Origin of the sequence: Rhizobium sp. Root149 (assembly GCF_001427345.1) — a bacterium.
GTDB lineage: Bacteria > Pseudomonadota > Alphaproteobacteria > Rhizobiales > Rhizobiaceae > Neorhizobium > Neorhizobium rhizoryzae.
On the sequence record NZ_LMGD01000023.1, the window covers coordinates 1 to 14,480 of the forward strand.

Genomic DNA, 14,480 nt, shown 5'->3' on the forward strand with positions numbered 1-14,480 from the left:
GACCACTATGCCGCCGATGCCTTCGCCGTCGTCGAGCATCTGAACCTCAAGAACGCCGTCCACATCGGCCACTCCACCGGCGGCGGCGAGGTCGCCCGCTATGTGGCAAGGCATGGCCAGCCTTCCGGTCGTGTTGCCAAGGCAGTGCTGGTCTCCGCCGTTCCACCGATCATGCTCAAGACTGCATCCAATCCGGAAGGTCTGCCGATGGAAGTGTTTGACGGCTTCCGNGTTTCCGGCCATGGGCGCTCTCGTTTCCGTCTATCGCTCGGCCCAGGTGGCAGACGGTCACGACATGGACCACTATGCCGCCGATGCCTTCGCCGTCGTCGAGCATCTGAACCTCAAGAACGCCGTCCACATCGGCCACTCCACCGGCGGCGGCGAGGTCGCCCGTTACGTGGCAAAGCATGGCCAGCCTTCCGGCCGGGTTGCCAAGGCAGTGCTGGTCTCCGCCGTTCCACCGATCATGCTCAAGACTGCATCCAATCCGGAAGGTCTGCCGATGGAAGTGTTTGACGGCTTCCGTTCCGCTCTGGCCGCAAACCGCGCGCAGTTCTTCCGGGATGTGCCAGCCGGTCCGTTCTATGGCTTCAACCGTGATGGCGCGACCGTGCACGAAGGGGTCATCCAGAACTGGTGGCGTCAGGGCATGATGGGCGGCGCCAAGGCCCATTATGATGGCATCAAGGCTTTCTCCGAGACCGACCAGACCGAGGACCTGAAGGCAATCACCGTGCCGACACTCGTTCTGCACGGCGAAGACGACCAGATCGTTCCGATTGCAGATTCGGCTCACAAGTCGGTCAAGCTGCTNGAACGGCACGCTGAAGACCTATCCGGGCTTCTCGCACGGGATGCTCACGGTCAATGCCGACGTGCTGAATGCGGATCTGTTGGCGTTTGTGCAGGGTTAACAGCTCTGACGGTGGGCGCGGCCTCCCACGCGCCCGCCGTCTTCCAGCCTGTTAGCTCGCATGCGCGGATCGCACTCGCACTGCCTCACGATAGGAAACCATCATGTCGAACACGAAGAAAATCGCAAACCTCGGCGTCGCCTGGGAGCAAGCTTTTGGCTACGCACAGGCCGTTCAGGTCAGGGACACCATCTATATCTCCGGACAGTTGAGCCACGATGGCGACGGCAATCTCGTTGCGCCAGCCGTTCTCGATGATAAAGGCCGGCCAATTGACTTCACGCCGATGGAACAGCAGATCCGCCAGACATACGTCAACGCCAAGAAGCTCCTCGCAGAATTCGGCGCTACTCTTGATGACGTTGTGGAAGAGACGCTTTTCGTCCTCGACGTACCGAGCGCCTTCGCTGCCGGATCAAAGGTCCGCAAGGAGATGTACGGCACAGACAGGCCGCCGGTTGCCAGCAACCTGATCGGCGTGAGCGCACTGGCCTTCCCCCAACAGATCGTTGAGATCACCTTTCGAGCAGTGATCGATGTCAAGGCAGCGTCATAACACAGCCGCTGCACCAAGAGCCGCCGAAGCACATGCGCTTCGGCGGCGCTCCTACCAGAACAGGTTTTCACAATGCCCAGAACATCCTTCGCGACAATGAGATCGCCAACGAATTTGCATCTGACCTCAGACCTCGTTGCCAGGACGCTCAGGACTGTCGAAGAGGAAGGCCCGGAGCCAAATTGGACGCCTATCTCGTCTGATCAGCTCGACGGCCTGGTGCAGCGTATTGAGACAGAAGCGCGCGGTGAGGAGATCTGGGTCTTCGCCTACGGTTCACTGATGTGGAATCCCGGATTTGAGATTGCGGCAACAGACGATGCCGTCGCCTTCGGCTGGCACCGCGCATTCTCGCTGAGGATCGAACGGCTTCGTGCCACCTCGGACGCTCCGGGCCTGATGCTTGCTCTCCAGCAAGGGGGAAGCTGTTCCGGTCTTATCCTCAAACTCCCTCATGCAACGCAGAGCCAAGATCTGCGCAAGCTATTGGCGCGGGAAATCCGGTATGCCGAAGTCTGCGACATGGTCCGTTGGGTCACGGTCAGGACTGGAACAGGAAACCGTCGCGCATTGGCTTTCTGGGCCTGCCCCAGGCAGTCGGCCCTGACGGAGCATGTGCCTCTCGAGGAAGCAGCCGGGTTGATCGCCCAGGCCTGTGGACCTGCGGGATCCTGCGCGGAGTATCTGCATCGCACCGTTGTTGATCTTGCGGAACGGCAAATCTTCGACGCGAATCTTTGGCAGTTGCAGAAACTTGTTGCGGCAAAGCTTGAAGCTCTCCCGTCGCCTATCAGTCCAGCATGACCATATGCGCCGCCACCTGCTCCTCGAAGAATTTGGAGAAGGAGGCGATACGCGGCGGCAGAGCCTGATAAGGCGGGTAGTACAGGGTTAGCCACAGATCCGGGGGCGCCCAACCCTTGAAGACATGCACGAGTCGTCCGCTGCGGATATGCTCTGCGATATTGAAGCCCGGAAGCAAGGCGACACCTGCACCATCTGCGGCCATGTCTGCCAGCACCTCGCCGCTATTGGCACTGAATGCCCGTCCGGCAGAAATGGCAATGCTGGAGCCGCCGTCCGACAGAACCCAGTTTTCCCTCCGGCTTTCCCCGCTATAGGCCAGGCAGTCGTCTGGTGTCAGTTCATTCGGGTGCGACATGTCAACGAAGCGGCTGCCGGGTGCTGCAACCAGAATGCGCGGCACGACACGGATTTTCCGCCAGATCGTAAACTTGTCGGAAGGCTGCGACGAGATGCGGATTGCGAGGTCATAGTCGTCATCAACGATGTTGACGAGCCCGTCCGAGAGGGAGATCTCGAAGCACATCTTCGGATATTTTGCCTTGAAGCTGGACAGGATCGGCGGTAGCACGACCTTGCCGAACCATGTCGGCGCACTGATCCTCAGACGTCCTTCCTCCGCCTTGTGCGCGTTCATCACCTCGCGCCGCGCATCCTCGAGCGTCTTGACCGCCGGCTGTATCTGCGCCGCGAAGATCGCGCCATCGGTCGTCAGGGATACCTGCCGCGTGGTGCGCACGAAGAGCTGAACGCCAAGCTCCGCCTCAAGCGCGGCAATGGCGCGGGTGACTGCTGCAGGCGTCATGTCGAGTTCCCGCGCAACCTGGGCAAAATTGCGCTTCTCCGCCGCAAGGAGAAAGGTACGCAGCGCTTTATAGTCGTTCATGGGATTGTTTCACTTTCAGCAACTCTTCTGCCAGGAGTATTGCCTTTGCATTGCGGGATCAACCGACCTTCCAGCCTGACAACCACGATTGTCATTGTTTCAACTAAAGCAATTCATTCGACATTTTTATTGCAATTCCAGACGTGCGTCTTTGGCAATAGGTTTGATCTCAGCAGCCAAGACGGGACGCAAAACGGTCAGGCAGACCAGACAACGTCCGTCAGCAGCGACCTGATTTTGGCACCCTTTGCGGGCCGCAACCAAGAGGAAGAGAACCATGTCCAAGCTCGAAGTCCTGACCCCTGCCAACAGCCAGCTCATCTTCATCGACCAACAGCCGCAGATGGCTTTCGGCGTTCAGTCGATCGACCGGCAGACGCTGAAGAACAATGTCGTCGGTCTCGCCAAGGCAGCCAAGATCTTCAATATCCCGACGACCATTACCACCGTCGAGACACTGTCCTTCTCGGGCCACACCTATCCCGAGCTGCTGGCCGTCTTCCCCGAGAACGACATTCTTGAACGGACTTCGATGAACTCCTGGGACGATCAGAACGTTCGCGATGCSCTGGCGAAGAATGCGGCCAATGGCGCTAAGAARATYGTCGTCTCCGGKCTCTGGACRGARGTCTGCAAYACGACATTTGCCCTCTCTGCTCTGAATGACGTTTCCGACTATGAAATCTACATGGTTGCCGACGCCTCCGGCGGCACCTCACTGGAGGCCCATAATCGCGCCATGGACCGCATGGTGCAGGCGGGTGTGATCCCGGTCACCTGGCAGCAGGTTCTGCTGGAATGGCAGCGCGACTGGGCACGCAAGGAAACCTACGACGCGGTCACCGCGCTGGTGAAGGAGCACTCGGGTGCCTATGGCATGGGCATCGACTATGCCTACACCATGGTGCACGGTGCGGATGAACGCGTCCAGCACGGCAANACCGCGCTGGTGAAGGAGCACTCGGGTGCCTATGGCATGGGCATCGACTATGCCTACACCATGGTGCACGGTGCGGATGAACGCGTCCAGCACGGCAAKCGCATCGGACCCAACCCGGCGAAGTAACAATCGTCCTGCCGCTCCGGCGATCCGTCGGAGCGGCGTCCAACCGGATAGGTGTCCCATGAAACTTTATCTCATCTCGCTCGGAGCCGGCCTGCTGGTCGGCGTGATCTACGGCGTCCTGAATGTTCGCTCGCCCGCTCCTCCGGTTATCGCGCTGGTCGGTCTTCTTGGCATTCTCGTCGGGGAGCAGATCGTCCCATTGGCAAAGACCTTGTGGGGCAGGGAGCCCGCGGCTGTTTCCTGGCTTCATCAGATCAAGCCGCACATGTTCGGTCATTTGCCAAAGGGCGCCGACCGTAACGAGGTTGCCCATCGCGCGACGATGGATGCGAAGGATCAAGGCTGATGACGACGCGTCGATCCTTTCTTGGAGGCGCATCGAGCCTGGTGTTTTCCAACCTTCTCTCCCCGACCAATGCTGCCGATCAACACCCGCCCGGAGATGATAGCATGTACCCTGACCTGATCCTTCACAACGGCCGCGTGACGACGCTCGACCGGACCAATCCGAATGCCACGGCAATCGCCATCAAGGATGGCCTGTTTCAGGAGGTCGGCGTCGACCGCGAGATCATGGCGCTGGCCGGACCGGGCACGAAGATCGTCGATCTCAAGGGCAAGCGCGTCCTGCCGGGCCTGATCGACAACCACACCCATGTCGTACGCGGCGGGCTGAACTACAACATGGAACTGCGCTGGGACGGTGTTCGTTCGCTGGCCGATGCCATGGACATGCTGCGCCGCCAGGTGGCCGTGACGCCTGCACCCCAATGGGTGCGCGTCGTCGGTGGATTCACCGAGCATCAGTTTGCGGAGAAGCGCCTGCCGACAATCGAGGAGATCAACGCAGCCGCGCCCGATACACCCGTCTTCCTGCTGCATCTCTATGACCGTGCACTGCTGAATGGTGCCGCTCTTCGCGCTGTCGGTTATACGCGCGAGACGCCCAACCCTCCGGGCGGCGAGATAACCCGCGATGCCAACGGCAACCCTACCGGGCTGCTGCTGGCCAAGCCGAACGCCGGCATTCTTTACTCGACACTGGCCAAGGGCCCGAAACTGCCCTTCGACTATCAGGTCAATTCCACCCGCCACTTCATGCGCGAACTGAACCGCTTAGGGGTGACCGGCGTAATCGACGCGGGTGGTGGCAACCAAAACTATCCGGATGACTACGAGGTCATCCAGAAGCTCTCCGACGAAAGCCAGCTCACGGTTCGCCTCGCCTACAACCTCTTCACCCAGAAGCCGAAGCAGGAAAAGGAGGACTTCCTCAACTGGACGTCCTCGGTAAAATACAAGCAGGGCAACGATTACTTCCGCCACAATGGCGCGGGCGAGATGCTGGTCTTTTCCGCCGCCGACTTTGAAGATTTCCGCCAGCCGCGCCCGGAGATGGCGCCGGAGATGGAAGGCGAACTGGAAGAGGTCGTGCGCATTCTGGCACAAAACCGTTGGCCATGGCGCCTGCATGCCACCTATGACGAGACGATCTCGCGCGCGCTCGACGTCTTCGAGAAGGTCGACAAGGATATCCCGCTCGAAGGTCTCAACTGGTTTTTCGATCACGCCGAAACCATCTCCGATCGATCGATTGACCGGATCGCGGCCCTCGGCGGCGGCATCGCCACGCAGCATCGCATGGCCTATCAAGGCGAGTACTTCGTCGAGCGCTACGGCCATGGCGTGGCAGAGGCAACGCCGCCCATCCGCAAGATGCTGGACAAGGGCGTCAACGTCTCGGCCGGGACCGATGCCACCCGCGTCGCTTCCTACAATCCATGGGTCTCGCTCTCCTGGATGGTGACCGGCAAGACGGTTGGCGGCATGCAGCTCTATCCGCGGCAGAACTGCCTGGACCGGGAAACCGCACTTCGCATGTGGACCGAGAAAGTCACCTGGTTCTCCAACGAGGTGGGCAAGAAGGGCCGCATCGAAAAAGGGCAGTTTGCCGATCTGGTGGTGCCGGACAAGGACTTCTTCTCCTGCCGCGAAGACGAGATCTCGTTCATCGTGTCGGAACTGACCATGGTCGGTGGCAAAATCGTCTATGGCGCGGGCGACTTCAGATCGCTTGACGAGAACAACATTCCGCCTGCCATGCCCGACTGGTCGCCGGTTAGCACCTTTGGCGGTTATGCCGCCTGGGGAGAGCCGCAGGGTGCTGGCGCCCGGTCACTGCGTCGCACGGCTATCTCCACTTGCGGCTGCGCCAGCAACTGCGGCGTGCATGGCCATGACCATGCCGGTGCCTGGACCTCTAAACTGCCGATTGCTGATCTGAAGGGCTTCTTCGGCGCCCTCGGCTGCTCCTGCTGGGCAGTCTGAGGTTCTACCAACATCCATGAAATAATGGGCAGCGGCGGCAACCGCTGCCCATTGGCGTTTCGGGTGGCGACGTATAATTGCGATAGTCGCAATTGAGTACCAATTATTGATGCAATTGTTACAAGGAACCATTTCCTACACTATTGTTCCATCAGACGAACGCTAAAGCCGCTCACACCGGCTGGCCCAGATCGCAGGAGCGATAATGACCGCTATCTCCTACTCCAGACCACGCAGCATTCTCACTGAGATTGCATCTGCATCCGCACTACGGACGATCGCGCTCCTTGCGCTCTGCGCTGCCTACATCCAGGGGCCGGTGACCAAGATCGCCGACTTCGGTGGCGCGCTTGCCGAGATGGATCATTTTGGTCTGCATCCGGCAGCCTTCTTCGCGGTCACCGTCATCGTCTTTGAACTGGTGGCGTCTGCAATGGTCGTCACAGGCTTCTTCCGCTGGGTCGGCGCACTCGCCCTGGCTGGCTTCACCATCCTCGCTACCTTCATCGCCCTGCGCTTCTGGGAGATGACGCCCGGAATGGAGCGCATGATGGCGACGAACGCCTTCTTCGAACATCTGGGTCTCGCTGGCGCGTTCGTTTTCGTTGCCGCATACGACCTCACCAAAGGAGCAGGCAAATGAGCCCGACCAGAGCGCCCGGAGGCACTTTTGCGCCTCTTGCACAGCCAGTCTTTGCTGTTCTGTGGGCAGCAACCGTTCTGGGTAATACCGGAAGTTTCATGCGCGATGTCGCAAGCTCCTGGCTGATGACGGACCTGTCCGCATCGCCAGCCGCGGTTGCCCTGGTCCAGGCAGCCGGGACACTGCCGATCTTCCTTCTCGCCATCCCCGCAGGCGTTCTCACCGACATCCTCGACCGGCGCAAGTTCCTGATCGCCGTGCAGCTCCTTCTGGCATCGGTCAGCATTTCGCTGATGGTCCTGTCCCAGACGGGCATGCTGTCGGTCAGTGCCCTGATCGGACTGACCTTTCTGGGTGGCGTTGGCGCGGCGCTGATGGGCCCGACCTGGCAGGCAATCGTGCCCGAACTGGTCAAGCGAGAAGACGTAAAGAGCGCTGTTGCCCTGAATTCGCTTGGCATCAACATCGCCCGTTCGATCGGGCCGGCCGCGGGCGGTTTGCTTCTCGCGGCTTTCGGTGCTGGGATAACCTACGGGGCGGACGTTGCGAGCTACATTGTAGTCATTGCCGCTCTCATCTGGTGGCCGCGTGCCAAAAACGCCACTGACGCACTTCAGGAAAACTTCTTCGGTGCCTTCCGGGCGGGCCTTCGCTACACGCGCTCCAGCAGGCCTCTGCATGTGGTTCTGCTGCGTGCGGCGATCTTCTTTGCTTTTGCCAGCGCGGTTTGGGCGCTCCTTCCTCTGGTTGCCCGGCAACTTTTGGGTGGCGACGCGAGCTTCTACGGCATCCTGCTCGGCGCGGTCGGCGCGGGAGCAATTGGTGGAGCACTGTTGATGCCGAGGCTGCGGCAACGGTTGAGTTCCGACGGCCTGCTTCTCGGCGCGGCCATCATAACGGCAATGGTCATGGCAGTTCTTGCGCTTGCACCGCCAAAAGTCGTCGCCATCACTGTTTTGCTCTTTCTTGGTGCCGCCTGGATCACTGCGTTGACGACGCTGAACGGCACCGCACAGTCGGTACTGCCGAACTGGGTTCGCGGTCGCGGTCTCGCCGTCTATCTCACTGTTTTCAACGGCGCGATGACGGCTGGCAGTCTCGGCTGGGGTGCTGTTGGTGAGGTGGTCGGCATCCGGTCGACCCTGCTCATAGGCGCTGCGGGTTTGCTGATCGCAGGTTCCGTCATGCACCGTATCAAACTGCCGGCAGGCGATGCGGACCTCGTGCCATCAAACCACTGGCCGGAGCCGCTTGTCGCAGAGCCTGTTGCCCATGACCGCGGCCCGGTTCTGATCCTGATCGAATACAAGATAGAGAAGCAAAACCGCAGTGCCTTCCTGCACGCGCTCGACCACCTCTCGCATGCAAGACGTCGTGACGGAGCCTATGGCTGGGGTGTCACCGAAGATTCAGCCGATCCTGAAAAGATCGTCGAGTGGTTCATGGTCGAGTCCTGGGCTGAGCACCTTCGTCAGCACAAGCGGGTATCGAACGCCGACGCCGATCTGCAGGGAAAGGTGCTTGCCTACCACTCGGGGCCGGAAAAGCCGGTCGTTCGCCACTTCCTGACGATCAATCATCCGGGTGTGGCTTAATAGAATACAGGCGCAGGGTGGCGGCTGTCGCCTTGCACCTGACCTTGCGACTTTACCCGAGTGACTGCCTCATGCCAGCGCGCCAGCAGAGTGATCCGAGCGTTCGCCTGCATGGTTCCCGGTTCGAAATGACGGGCATGGGAGGGCTGAGGTGCCGTAATGCCCAGAGCGCGAAATGCCATTGCAGCTGCGCCAAGAGCGCCGACCTCCGGCTGGTCGCCTCGCAGGACGGGCCGATTCAGAACATCGGCCTGCAACTGCATGAGAAAGTCGTTGGTCGAAGCACCACCGTCTGCCATCAGTCCAGACAGGGCCATACCAATGTCCTGCTGCATGGCGTTGAAGACGTCGGCGATCTGAAGTGTGACGGCCTCCATTGTCGCACGGGCAATGTGAGCCGGCGTCGTCGCATGGGTCATTCCGGAGATTGTACCTGTCGCATCATCGGTCCAATGCGGTGCGCCGAGACCGGCAAGCGCCGGGACGAAAACCACCTCGCCGCTATCAGAGACAGATTGCGCGAGATCCGACAATGCGCGGGGGCCATCCAAACCGAGCAAGGTCGCAGCGAAGGCGATTGCCTGTGCCGAGACGGTGATGTTGCCCTCGAGAGCATAGGCGACGCCGCGTTCATCGGACCAGGCAATGGTGCTCGAGAGACCATGCCGGGATAAAACGCGCCCTTCGGTGAGTGTCATCAGTGACGAACCCGTGCCATACGTGGCCTTCACGAGACCGGGAGCGCGAACGCCGTGGCCGTAGAGTGCTGCGTGACTATCACCAATCATGGTCAGGATCGGCGTATCGGCGGATAGCGCGGTTGTTCCTGCCGCGGTTTTGCCGAAGCGACTATTCGAGGGCAGGGCTTGCGGGAGCGCCGAGACAGGCACCTTGAACAAGTTGCAGAGGTGCGTGCTCCACTCCAGTTTCGCGGTGTCAAAAAGCATTGTGCGCGAAGCGTTGGAATGGTCGGTCGCGAAAACATGGCCCGCCGTCAGCTTGAAGAGAAGCCAGGTGTCGACAGTGCCTGCTCTCAAGCGCCCTCTTTCGGCAAGTTCCCGCGCCAACGCGATGTTGTCCATCACCCATCCGAGCTTTGAAGCCGGGAACAGGGCGTTGATGGATAGCCCGGTGATATCTGCGACGGCCGCATCCTGTCCCGCATCAATCAGTGCATGGCAGTCTGTCGCTGTCCGGCGGCACTGCCAGAGAATGGCAGGAGCCAGCGGTTCGCCGGTCTCCGCATCCCAGACTACCAAAGTCTCCCTCTGGTTGCTGATGGCAATGCCGGCGATGAAACCGTGATCGCCCGAAACGATGTCTGCAATAACTGACTGGACACTCGCCCAGATGGCATCCGCCGATTGTTCGGCCCAGCCCGGCCGAGGGTAACTCGATGCCAGCGGTGCAGACGCCTTGGCAAGAACTTTGCCAGCGGCATCGACGAGCACGGCCTTGGTGTTGGTCGTACCCTGGTCTATGGCGAGGATCAGCGGGATATCTTGCGCCATCACACTCACCGTTTACGGGCAATCGCGCGGCGCGCCGCCGCAGCGATCCCGTCGGACGTGATTCCGTAATGCTCGAAAAGGAAGTCCACCGAACCCGTGACGACAAAGCCAGGAAACCCGACCCGCTCCACTGGGACCGGCCGATGTCCGGCGGTGAATTCGGCAACTGCACCGCCGAGACCGCCGCGGATATTGGCTTCTTCTACTGTCACAATCGCTCCGGTTTCATTCGCTGCAGCGGCTAGAGCCTGCTCGTCGAGGGGATTGAGTGTCGCCATGTTGAGTACGCGAGCAGAAATGCCCTCGGCGAGAAGTTTTTCCGCCGCGAGCGCTGCAATATGCACGGTGGTTCCGCATCCGATCAGCGTGACGTCGCTACCGTCTCGAACGAGTTCAGCCTTTCCAGGGCGGAATACGCGGTCTCTGATATCAAGATCTGGCACCGGCATGCGGCTCAGTCGCAGATAGACTGGACCGTCATGGGCTGCTGCCCATTTGACCGCTTCCTCTGTTTCCCAGGCGTCTGCGGGCACGATCACGGTGATTGCGTCCAGCGGACGGAGCCAGGCAAAATCCTCGATGGAATGGTGCGTCGGGCCAAGCTCACCGTAGGCGACGCCGGACGACTGGCCGATGAGTTTTACGTTGAAGCCTGCGTAGGCAATGTCGGCTTTGATCTGTTCCAGTGCGCGGGCAGTGAGAAAACATGAGGCTGCCGATACGAAGGGAATCTTGCCGCCGTTGGCAAGACCGGCGCTAACGCCGACCATGTTCTGCTCGGCGATGCCAACATTGATGAGGCGCTCGGGAAACGCCTTCTGGAAGCTGCCCAGTTTCGACGAGCCAACGGAATCGTTGACGACCGCCACGATCCGCGGATCCCGGGTGGCGAGTTCCTCGAGCGCGCGAGCCCAGGCATCACGGCAATCGTGAAAGCCTTCCTGTTTCTTGGCGGGAGCAGCCATCAGACCAATTCCTCCAAGGCTGTTTCATACTGCTGAGCGTTCGGCACACCATGGTGCCATGATGCCTTGTTCTCCATGAAGGAGACACCCTTTCCTTTGATTGTATTGGCAATGACGCAAAGCGGGCGATCCTTGCCAATGCGCGGAGCAGCCAGGATGTCGAGAAGAGCGCCGATGTCATGGCCGTCGATCATCACGGTGTCCCAGCCGAATGCCTCGAACTTTTCATCAAGGGGATCCAGCCCGTTTGTATCCTCAGTGCCCATGCCCTGCTGAAGACGGTTGCGATCGACAATCAACGTCAGGTTTTCAAGCTTGCGATGGCCGGCCGTCATAGCCGCCTCCCAGTTCGATCCTTCCTGCAACTCGCCGTCGCCGGTCAGAACAAAGGTGCGATGGGTTTGTCCGGAGATTTGCGCGGCGATGGCAATTCCGAGTGCGACCGGCATGCCATGGCCAAGTGGTCCCGTGTTGGTTTCAACGCCCGGCAGATAGTTCCTGTTCGGATGGCCGTTCAGTTTCGAATTCGGCTGCATGTAGGTCGCGAGCCAATCTTCGGGATAATATCCGGCCGCACAGAGTGCGGTGTAGAGCGCGCCTGTAGCGTGTCCTTTCGACATGATGAACCGGTCACGGCTTTCGAGGTCCGGTCTCGTTGGATCGTATTGCATGACGCCGAAATAGAGCGTGGCAATAATATCGATGGCGGAGAAGTCTCCGCCCGGATGCCCGAGCTGGGCGTCATGGACCATCTTGAAGGCGCGACGGCGCATCCATAGTGCCTTCTCGCGGATGGTCTGAACGGTATCGTTCTTCAGCATTCAACTAGCCTTTCCGTCTGATGCGACTCATACAGCATCCGGCGCTCAGAGGGCGCCGAAGAGAGCCTTCTGAGCGATCCGCAAGGCTGAGATGGCATCGTGTCGGCTCTGGGCCTCCTTAAGAGCGTCGAGATCAAGGGTATCGAGGCCCGTGTCTGCGGCTTTCAGGAAGTCGATGGCGTGATTGGCGGTCGCAACGCTGTCCTCGCGGAAGGGGAACTGGTCGAGCTGCCATACACCCTCCCACTTGTTCTTCCTGAGTACATAGAAGAACTCGAAGAGTTCGATCGGATGCAGGCTGCCAGCGACGAGGTCATCATCCCAGCTGCGGTAATTGTCGTTCACGTCCATGCCAAACAGACGACCGTAGTCGATGGCAAGCTGTGCGCTGTCGGCGGCGGATTCTCCACCCATAATTGCGTGACCGAAGTCGAGGAGAATGCCAATGTTTGGCAGGCCGATCTTCTCGATACCGAGAAGAGTGCGGGCGACAGAGCCGAAGCTCATGCGAACCCGCGGCTCGCGCGGCTTGTACTCGATCACGAACTTCAGATCCGGATTTTCGCTTGCCAACTGGCCAACGCCATCCAGCGAATGTTGCCAAAGGGTGCCGTAGTCGACCTGGAAGGGGTAGTCCCAGCCGTCCTGCCCCGGCCAGAGTTTTACATAGTCGGCGCCAAAATAGCGAACCTGATCGCAGGCTTCCGTCACCAGCTCATGGGTGCGCCTGCGTATGCCAGCATCCGGATTGGTGAAGGAGCCCTTTGAAAATTCCCGCGTGTAGATCTCAGGCGTAATGCCGATAACGCCGAGATTGTTGCGGTCGAGGGCCGTCTTGATTTCCGCACTGGTGAAGTCGCCTCCGAAGAACGGGTAGTTGATATCGACCACCGAGAGGTCGCGCACCTGTCCGGCCAGGTCGATTGCGTCGATGACGCTGCGGGGCGTGCCGTAGCCGTCGGTCGCGTAGCGATCGACATAGGTTGCAAAATGCCAGATCCCGGCACCGAAGCGTTGCGTCGTCATGGTCTATCTCCTCCAGTTCCGCAATCCATCCGCCAACCCGGTGTATATGGGCCTCCGACGCGATCCACGCCCTCAGAATTTTTGCGAATTTATTTCATTTGGTATCGTTTGATGTCGATATCTTCCACAAATTCGAAACAACGACAAGCGAAATTCCTAAGCAACCTTCAAAGTTTTTCGTTTCTGCCTTAAATATCCAAATAACAGCCCGCAACCCGCGATACCTCACCGAGAAATCTGCGTAAATTGAGAAAGGAACAGAAATATATTGACAATAATCGAAATCAATCGATAGAAAATACGACAAGTCACGAGGAGGTGACTGGGAGAGAGGGAGTTTCTCATGAAAATTTCACGCCGTTTGCTCGTATCCGTCTGCGTACTGACCCTGTCCGGCCTGGCGCCGTGCTTCGCCAACGCGGCCGATACCATCGCGATCATCACGCCTAGCCACGACAATCCATTCTTTAAGGCAGAAGCCGACGGTGCGGCCGCCAAGGCCAAGGAGCTTGGCTACAAGACGATGGTCATGGTCCATAATGACGACGCCAATAAGCAGAACGAACTGTTCGATTCGGCCATTGCTGCGGGAGTGAAAGCAATCATTCTCGACAACGCCGGTGCCGACGCTTCCGTCGCAGCCGTTCGCAAAGCCAAGGACAAGGGGATTCCGTCCTTCCTGATCGACCGGGAAATCACAACGACCGGAGTGGCTGTCTCTCAGATCGTCTCGAACAATTACCAAGGTGCACAGCTCGGGGCGGAAGAGTTCGTCAAGCTGATGAAGGAGGCGGGCAACTATGCCGAACTCGTCGGCAAGGAATCGGATACGAATGCGGGCATTCGCTCGAAGGGCTACCACGATGTGATCGATCAATATTCGACCATGAAGATGGTGGCTCGCCAGACCGCGAACTGGTCACAGACCGAAGCCTATACGGTCATGGAATCGATCCTGCAGGCGCATCCCGATATCAAGGGCGTCATCTCGGGCAATGATACGATGGCCATGGGCGCCTATGCGGCACTCCAAGCGGCGGGTCGCAAGGATGTCATCGTCGTCGGCTTCGATGGCTCCAATGATGTCCGCGACTCAATCCTGAAGGACGGCATCAAGGGAACCGTTCTGCAGCCTGCCTATCAACAGGCCCAGTTGGCCGTCGAACAGGCGCACAAGTTCATCAAGACCGGCTCCACCGGCGTTGAAGAAAAGCAGCTGATGGACTGCATTCTCATCAACAAAAGCAATGCCGGCAAGCTTGAGACCTTTGCTCTCAAGCCCTGACACATGGTCCACAAGGTCCCCCGGTGCGTCTGCGCCCCGGGGGCATCCCAGCTGAGTAAAGTGGTCGTCCAAAGATG

At 59.5% G+C, this 14,480-nt stretch carries 13 protein-coding genes and 2 pseudogenes; 10 read left to right on the forward strand and 5 right to left on the reverse strand.

Annotation, left to right across the window (positions count from 1 at the left end; all coding sequences use genetic code 11):
* Positions 1-231 precede the first annotated feature (231 nt).
* The 4 genes and pseudogenes from ASD54_RS19905 to ASD54_RS19915 all read left to right on the forward strand — a co-directional run.
* Positions 232-816: pseudogene (locus ASD54_RS19905) on the forward strand (alpha/beta hydrolase); the annotation flags it as partial.
* Between the two features lies 1 nt (position 817).
* Positions 818-917, forward strand: a pseudogene (locus tag ASD54_RS27335) (alpha/beta hydrolase); the annotation flags it as partial.
* 103 nt (positions 918-1,020) lie between these two features.
* Entirely contained in the window at positions 1,021-1,473 is a 453-nt protein-coding gene (locus ASD54_RS19910; RefSeq protein ID WP_062556323.1) for a Rid family hydrolase, read from the forward strand.
* A gap of 72 nt (positions 1,474-1,545) precedes the next feature.
* The gene (locus ASD54_RS19915) at positions 1,546-2,277 is read left to right on the forward strand and encodes a gamma-glutamylcyclotransferase (protein ID WP_062556324.1); all 732 of its coding nucleotides are present in this window, start codon (positions 1,546-1,548) and stop codon (positions 2,275-2,277) included.
* Here the strand turns inward: ASD54_RS19915 and ASD54_RS19920 are convergent.
* Positions 2,264-3,163, reverse strand: a complete 900-nt coding sequence (locus ASD54_RS19920; RefSeq protein WP_062556325.1) for a LysR family transcriptional regulator — start codon at positions 3,161-3,163, stop codon at positions 2,264-2,266. The two genes, ASD54_RS19915 and ASD54_RS19920, sit on opposite strands and share 14 nt — an antisense overlap.
* Positions 3,164-3,440: 277 nt before the next feature.
* On the opposite strand from ASD54_RS19920, the gene ASD54_RS19925 reads away from it, so the two are divergent.
* The 5 genes from ASD54_RS19925 to ASD54_RS19945 form a co-directional block, all read left to right on the forward strand.
* Positions 3,441-4,102, forward strand: a 662-nt coding sequence (locus tag ASD54_RS19925; RefSeq protein ID WP_210170892.1) for a hydrolase, incomplete at its 3' end; no start/stop codon positions are given.
* Between the two features lie 185 nt (positions 4,103-4,287).
* Complete coding sequence (locus ASD54_RS19930; RefSeq protein ID WP_062556326.1) at positions 4,288-4,575, forward strand: XapX domain-containing protein; 288 nt, start codon at positions 4,288-4,290, stop codon at positions 4,573-4,575.
* The gene (locus tag ASD54_RS19935; protein WP_062556327.1) at positions 4,575-6,557 is read left to right on the forward strand and encodes an amidohydrolase; all 1,983 of its coding nucleotides are present in this window, start codon (positions 4,575-4,577) and stop codon (positions 6,555-6,557) included. The genes ASD54_RS19930 and ASD54_RS19935 overlap by 1 nt, the downstream gene beginning before the upstream one ends.
* A 205-nt stretch (positions 6,558-6,762) precedes the next feature.
* Complete coding sequence (locus ASD54_RS19940) at positions 6,763-7,200, forward strand: DoxX family protein (RefSeq protein ID WP_062556328.1); 438 nt, start codon at positions 6,763-6,765, stop codon at positions 7,198-7,200.
* Positions 7,197-8,795 (forward strand): MFS transporter, encoded by a 1,599-nt coding sequence (locus ASD54_RS19945; RefSeq protein ID WP_062556329.1) that lies wholly within the window; start codon positions 7,197-7,199, stop codon positions 8,793-8,795. Before ASD54_RS19940 ends, ASD54_RS19945 begins: the two co-directional genes overlap by 4 nt.
* Here the strand turns inward: ASD54_RS19945 and ASD54_RS19950 are convergent.
* Genes ASD54_RS19950 through ASD54_RS19965 form a run of 4 tightly spaced genes read right to left on the reverse strand, consistent with a single transcriptional unit; the run spans position 8,792 to position 13,118 of the window.
* On the reverse strand, positions 8,792-10,306 hold the full coding sequence (locus ASD54_RS19950; protein ID WP_062556330.1) for an FGGY-family carbohydrate kinase: 1,515 nt from the start codon (positions 10,304-10,306) through the stop codon (positions 8,792-8,794). The two genes, ASD54_RS19945 and ASD54_RS19950, sit on opposite strands and share 4 nt — an antisense overlap.
* A 5-nt stretch (positions 10,307-10,311) precedes the next feature.
* Positions 10,312-11,271, reverse strand: coding sequence for a transketolase C-terminal domain-containing protein (locus ASD54_RS19955; RefSeq protein ID WP_062556331.1), 960 nt, complete (start codon positions 11,269-11,271; stop codon positions 10,312-10,314).
* Positions 11,271-12,092, reverse strand: coding sequence for a transketolase (locus ASD54_RS19960; protein WP_062556332.1), 822 nt, complete (start codon positions 12,090-12,092; stop codon positions 11,271-11,273). The genes ASD54_RS19955 and ASD54_RS19960 overlap by 1 nt, the downstream gene beginning before the upstream one ends.
* A gap of 45 nt (positions 12,093-12,137) precedes the next feature.
* The gene (locus tag ASD54_RS19965; protein ID WP_062556333.1) at positions 12,138-13,118 is read right to left on the reverse strand and encodes a TIM barrel protein; all 981 of its coding nucleotides are present in this window, start codon (positions 13,116-13,118) and stop codon (positions 12,138-12,140) included.
* Positions 13,119-13,461: 343 nt separating this feature from the next.
* Here ASD54_RS19965 and ASD54_RS19970 point away from each other — a divergent pair, with 343 nt between their 5' ends.
* Positions 13,462-14,403 carry a D-ribose ABC transporter substrate-binding protein gene (locus ASD54_RS19970; RefSeq protein ID WP_062556334.1) on the forward strand — a complete coding sequence of 314 codons (942 nt, stop codon included), beginning with the start codon at positions 13,462-13,464 and terminating at the stop codon, positions 14,401-14,403.
* The last annotated feature ends 77 nt before the right edge of the window (positions 14,404-14,480 follow it).

What these genes read in the sequence shown, in the direction of transcription:
- ASD54_RS19910 (WP_062556323.1), top strand. Translation starts at nt 1,021, where the DNA reads ATGTCGAACACGAAGAAAATCGCAAACCTCGGCGTCGCCTGGGAGCAA.
- ASD54_RS19915 (WP_062556324.1), top strand. Translation starts at nt 1,546, where the DNA reads ATGCCCAGAACATCCTTCGCGACAATGAGATCGCCAACGAATTTGCAT.
- ASD54_RS19920 (WP_062556325.1), bottom strand. Translation starts at nt 3,163, where the DNA reads ATGAACGACTATAAAGCGCTGCGTACCTTTCTCCTTGCGGCGGAGAAG.
- ASD54_RS19930 (WP_062556326.1), top strand. Translation starts at nt 4,288, where the DNA reads ATGAAACTTTATCTCATCTCGCTCGGAGCCGGCCTGCTGGTCGGCGTG.
- ASD54_RS19935 (WP_062556327.1), top strand. Translation starts at nt 4,575, where the DNA reads ATGACGACGCGTCGATCCTTTCTTGGAGGCGCATCGAGCCTGGTGTTT.
- ASD54_RS19940 (WP_062556328.1), top strand. Translation starts at nt 6,763, where the DNA reads ATGACCGCTATCTCCTACTCCAGACCACGCAGCATTCTCACTGAGATT.
- ASD54_RS19945 (WP_062556329.1), top strand. Translation starts at nt 7,197, where the DNA reads ATGAGCCCGACCAGAGCGCCCGGAGGCACTTTTGCGCCTCTTGCACAG.
- ASD54_RS19950 (WP_062556330.1), bottom strand. Translation starts at nt 10,306, where the DNA reads ATGGCGCAAGATATCCCGCTGATCCTCGCCATAGACCAGGGTACGACC.
- ASD54_RS19955 (WP_062556331.1), bottom strand. Translation starts at nt 11,271, where the DNA reads ATGGCTGCTCCCGCCAAGAAACAGGAAGGCTTTCACGATTGCCGTGAT.
- ASD54_RS19960 (WP_062556332.1), bottom strand. Translation starts at nt 12,092, where the DNA reads ATGCTGAAGAACGATACCGTTCAGACCATCCGCGAGAAGGCACTATGG.
- ASD54_RS19965 (WP_062556333.1), bottom strand. Translation starts at nt 13,118, where the DNA reads ATGACGACGCAACGCTTCGGTGCCGGGATCTGGCATTTTGCAACCTAT.
- ASD54_RS19970 (WP_062556334.1), top strand. Translation starts at nt 13,462, where the DNA reads ATGAAAATTTCACGCCGTTTGCTCGTATCCGTCTGCGTACTGACCCTG.